Consider the following 4,954-nt stretch of genomic DNA (forward strand, 5'->3'; position numbering starts at 1 on the left):
AACGGAACTCTCGACAAGCTCCACCTCACCCGGAGGTCCTCACCGTGTCAGGACTTCCGACGCGTTACCAACGTCCGTGGACAGAACAACTAGAGGGCGCTGCCCTTGCGCCACTTGGCCCAGCTGACGTTCCAGTCGGTCCAGCCGTCGCCGTTCTCCAGGGGGGCGCCGGTGCCGCGGATGACGACCGGGTCGCCGAGCGTCGTGTTCTCGAACAGCCAGGCGCCGAGGCCCTGGGAGACGTTGAGGCAGCCGTGCGAGACGTTGGAGTTGCCCTGGGCCCAGTTGGACCAGGGTGCGGCGTGGATGTACTGGCCGCCCCAGGTGAGGCGCTGGGCGTACTCGATTTCCTTGTTGTAGGCGTCCTCGCCGGTGAAGCGGCCGATCGTGTTGAAGACCGTGCGGCGTTCCTTGCTCATGACCAGCATCGTGCCGCTGACGGTGGGGAAGCCGGACTTGCCCATACTGACCGGGATCTTCTTGGCGACCTTGCCGTCCCGCTCGACCGTCATGATCTTGGTCTTGTTGTCGACGGTCATGACGAGGGAGCGGCCGATCTTGGCAGTGCCGGTGAGCTCGGACCCGCCGTAGTAGCCGTCACCCATCGGGACGCCGGCGAGGTGCAGGCGGTAGGAGAGCTTCGTCTTAGCTTGCCAGTAGACCTTGGGGCGGTAGTGGACCTCGTTCGACCGGGTCCAGGACCAGCTGCCCTCCTGGGCGGGGGTGGCGGTCACCTGCATGCGGCGCTCGACTGCGGCGCGCTGCTTCTTCGGCACGTCGCGGTCGAAGATGATCATGAGAGGCATGCCCACGCCGACGGTCTGGCCTTCGCTGAGGTTGCTCTGCGCCGACACCAGCTTCCCGGGCTTCTTCATCACGGTGAAGGAGCTGGCGGTGGACCCGCCGGCGCCGGCGGTGCTCGCCACCGTGACGGTGTACTTCTTGCCCCAGCTCAGCGCCTTCGCGGGCCGGAAGACCTTGGCGTCCTTGTCCTGCGTGCCCGCGACGGTCTTGCCGGCGGCGTCCTTGACCTCCACCGTGGTGCCCGCCGGATCGTCCGACTTGTAGGCAATCTCCGCGCTGGCCGCGACGCCCGTCGCGTCGGCGGCCGGTGCGGTCACTGCCACCGTGACCGGGGCGGGCGCTGGGGAGCTGGCGGTGCTCGGGCTCGGTTGGGCGACCTGATCCGCTTGTTTCTCACCGCTGCACGCGGCGCTGAACAGCATGCTCGTGGCCGCTATCGTCGCCGCCGTCACACGCCACCCGGCCCGGCCGGTCACTGCCCCAGATCCCATGGTCCCTCTTAACCCCGCGCTGTGTCGGCCACCATGATCTGTCATGGCGGCAAGGCGCGGTATCCCGGATTCATGCCGCGTACATCTCACTCTGGGCGCAGTGTCATTCAGTTTTCCATTGAAATACGGAAATATCAGCGCATGCCGAGCCGAGCTAGCGGCTCGACCAACTCGCGTTCCTCGTAGGCCAGGTGCGACAGCAGGGTGTCGCTGAGCAAATCCACGGCGGCACGGACTCCGGCGATGCCGTCCGGCCGGGTGACGAACGCCACCAAGGCCTGATCGACGCCTTCGAGGACGTCGTGAATGGCGTGGTGCTCCTGCTCCAGGCGGTCGATGACCGGGGCCAACCGGGGGTCGGCTCGCCGCAGGTGCGGAAACATCGCCTGATCCTCCAGGGTGTGGTGCATCGTCACGATCCGGCAGTACGACTCGCAGTACGTGCCCAGCGTCCAGTTGTTCTGCCGCAGCGTCATCGTGTTGATGTGCGAGCGGGCCGTACCGACGTCCATGGCGCCGGCGGCGACCTGCTCGACCAGGTCGCGGACTTTGCCGAGTTCGGCACGCAGCTGGTCGTGCACGTCGACGAGGTGCTGCCCGGTGGCCGTCTCGTGCGCCGTGTAGGTGCGGTCCGGGTCTGGAGTTGGGCCGGTGGGCCGGGTCGACTCGTCCCAGACCCGCCGTCCGCTGAGTCGCCGACCGTCGTCCGGGGTGGGCGTGACCGGACCGGTGTTCGACCGAGGAGTGGAACGGGCGGCTGCGTCCGGCCCGGTGTTCGACCGAGGAGTGGAACGGGCGGCTGCGTCCGGCCCGGTGTTCGGCTGGGAAGCGGAATCGGCGGCTGCGTCCGGTGCGGGGGAGTGCTCGGCGGCTACCAGCTCGCGGACGGCGGGCGCCACCTCGCCGGCGAACCGGCGCAAATCGTCGGGGTCGTCGCTACCGAGAATGAAGGTGTCGATGCCGTCGGTGAGGGCGAGGTCCGCCAGTTCTTCGGCCCACTGTTCCGCCGGGCCATGCAGCGGACCGCGTCCGGCAGTGGCGAAGGTGCCATTGATGTTGAGCAGGCGGCGAATCGCGGCCGGGGACCGTCCGGCTTCCTGCGCGGCCTCGTCGATGCGGGCGTTGCCGGCGGCCAGGTCGCCCGGCTTCAGGTAACCCAGCGAGGGCAACCAGCCATCGGCGAGCCGCCCGGTCACCGCGAGCATCCGCGGTTTGTACGCGCCGAGCCAAATGCCGACCTCGTGCGCCGGCGCGGGTCCCCGTTTAGCCCCGGCAACCCGGTAGAACTCCCCATCGGCGCGGACCCCGCCCCGCGCTGCAACGTCCCACACCTGCCGGATGACGTCGATGGCCTCCGTCAACGCCCGCACGCTTTCGCCGCCGCTGAGCCGCCGCCCGCCCATCGCCTCGATCGCGTCCCAGAACGCACCCGCGCCCAGGCCCAGCTCGATCCGGCCGCCGCTGAGCAGGTCCAGGCTTGCCACGCTCCGCGCCAGCACCGCGGGCGGCCGCAGCGGCAGGTTGATGACGTTCGCGGACAGCCGCACCGAGGTGGTCCGCGCCGCGACGAAGCTCATCAGCGTCCAGGTGTCCAAGAAACCCGGCTGGTACGGGTGGTCCTGGAACGTCACCAGGTCCAGCCCCACCTGCTCGGAGAGCACGGCGAGGCCGACCGTTCGCGCGGATTCGGCATGACTGGGCGTCAGGAACGAGCCGAACTGCAGGCGATGGCCGTAGGTGCTCGTGCTCATCGATGTCTCCTCGACGTTCGGCAGTGGCGGCCTGCCAAATTTATCCGCGATGCATCGATGCGGTCCGGCAAGCTGCCTGACCGTCACCCGCGACAGCCCGGCCGACCTCACGATCCACCGCTCCTGAACCCGCGTTTCGTCCGATAATTTGCGGGGATTCGTCCCCGCGGATCTGGTCGGCGAAGGGGTTCAGGATGGCCTGGGTGCGGAATCTGTCCGTGGCGAGCAAGTTGTGGGCAGGCCTCGGGATGATCCTGGCGTTACTGCTGCTCGTCGTCCTGCAAGGCGTGGTGGTGCGCAACGCGCTCAACGACAAGGCCACCGAGATCGCCGAAGTGATCGACCCCAAAGCCCGACTGGTCGCTCTGCTGGAATTCCGCTTCTCCGACATGTACGGGCTACAGACCGCGTACACCGCTTCCGACCACGAGGTGAAACACCAGGCGTTCCTCGGCGCCCGGCAGAAGGTAGCCGATCTGCTCGACCAGCTCGACGCCAGCTCGGGCAGCGCCGCCGAAGCGGAGGCGCTCCAACGGCTTCGCGCCGGGTTCGACGCGTTCGTCGCCCTGGACGAGAAGATCTGGTCCACCGTGCAAGCCGGGCAGCTGCGGCAAGCGTCCAGCATGAGCAACATCGACGAAGGGCCGAACTACGGCAAGAGCCTGGACGCCGCCGCCGACTACGACGCCCTCGTCGCCAAGGAACGCGATGCGGCACTGGCGGAGCTACGCACCAGCCGAGACAACGCGACCCGCATCGACGTCGTCGCCGCAGCGGTGGCGGTGCTGGGGGCGCTGCTCATCGCCTACGCCTTGACCCGGGCGATCCGGCAGCCGGTGTCCCGGGTGGTCGGCGTGCTCGGCCGCGTCGCGGGTGGTGACCTGACGCCGCGGCTGCGGGAACGGCGCAGCGACGAGATCGGCCAGATGGCACGGGCGCTCGACGACGCTCTCGAGCGGATGACCGACACCTTACGCGGCATCAGCGCCTCCACTGCCGGCGTGGTCGGCTCCGCGGCGCAGTTGCACGAGGTGGCGCAGGACCTTGGGCACACCGCGGCCGACACCTCGCAGCGGGTGGAAGAGTTGTCCGATGCCGCCGACCGAGTATCGAGCGACCTGAGCGCGGTGGCCGGCGGCGCCGAGGAAATGGGCGCTTCGATCAACGAAATCTCCAGCAGCACCTCACTGGCTGCCACGGTCGCCGGCACAGCCGTGGACGTGGTCCGGGAGGCCGGCGGCACCGTCGGGCGGCTGGGGGAGTCGTCGGCGGAGATCGGCAACGTGGTCAAGGCGATCACGGCAATCGCCGAGCAGACCAACCTGCTCGCGCTCAACGCCACCATCGAGGCTGCTCGGGCCGGGGAGGCGGGCAAAGGCTTTGCGGTGGTGGCCGGCGAGGTCAAGGATCTGGCCCAGGAGACCGCCCGAGCCACCGAGGACATCACCCGCCGGGTCGACGCAATCCAAAGCGACACCGCCTCCGCGGTGGCGGCGATCGAGCGGATCGCCGAGGTGATCTCGCGGATCAACGACGGTCAAGCCACCATCGCCGCAGCAGTCGAGGAGCAGACCGCGACCACCGGCGAGATGAACCGCGGCGTCACCGGCGCCGCCATGGCCAGTGCCCAGATCGCCGACTCCATCGCGGGCGTCACCGCCATCGCCCAACGCAACCGCGACAGCGCCGAACAGTCCCGAGCTGCCGCAGACAGGATGACCCACACAAGCGCGGAACTGCGCGAGCTAGTCGCGCAGTTCCGCTACGAGTGACCTATCAGCCGATCGTGACGTTGAAGATCGGGTTAGCGGCCAGGATTTTGAACGCGGTGAGGCTGGCGTTGGTGGAGTTGACGGAGATGTCGCGGTCGCCTTGGTCGTCTTTGGCGGTGTCGAAGTAGACGATGGC

General features: G+C 68.5%; 3 protein-coding genes. 1 reads left to right on the plus strand and 2 read right to left on the minus strand.

Annotated elements, in window-relative coordinates; translation table 11 throughout:
• Positions 1-89 precede the first annotated feature (89 nt).
• Both ACIA1L_RS33365 and ACIA1L_RS33370 read right to left on the minus strand, forming a co-directional pair.
• Positions 90-1,226: an Ig-like domain-containing protein gene (locus ACIA1L_RS33365; protein ID WP_396077066.1), complete on the minus strand. Its 1,137-nt coding sequence runs from the start codon at positions 1,224-1,226 to the stop codon at positions 90-92.
• Between the two features lie 203 nt (positions 1,227-1,429).
• A complete protein-coding gene (locus ACIA1L_RS33370) occupies positions 1,430-3,046 on the minus strand; it encodes an LLM class flavin-dependent oxidoreductase (RefSeq protein WP_396077067.1) in 1,617 nt (538 codons plus the stop codon).
• Positions 3,047-3,249: 203 nt separating this feature from the next.
• On the opposite strand from ACIA1L_RS33370, the gene ACIA1L_RS33375 reads away from it, so the two are divergent.
• Entirely contained in the window at positions 3,250-4,818 is a 1,569-nt protein-coding gene (locus ACIA1L_RS33375; RefSeq protein WP_396077068.1) for a methyl-accepting chemotaxis protein, read from the plus strand.
• Positions 4,819-4,954: the final 136 nt, after the last annotated feature.

It is taken from the genome of Actinoplanes sp. NPDC051859 (assembly GCF_044452725.1).
GTDB lineage: Bacteria > Actinomycetota > Actinomycetes > Mycobacteriales > Micromonosporaceae > Actinoplanes.

What these genes read in the sequence shown, in the direction of transcription:
- ACIA1L_RS33365 (WP_396077066.1), bottom strand. Translation starts at nt 1,226, where the DNA reads ATGCTGTTCAGCGCCGCGTGCAGCGGTGAGAAACAAGCGGATCAGGTC.
- ACIA1L_RS33370 (WP_396077067.1), bottom strand. Translation starts at nt 3,046, where the DNA reads ATGAGCACGAGCACCTACGGCCATCGCCTGCAGTTCGGCTCGTTCCTG.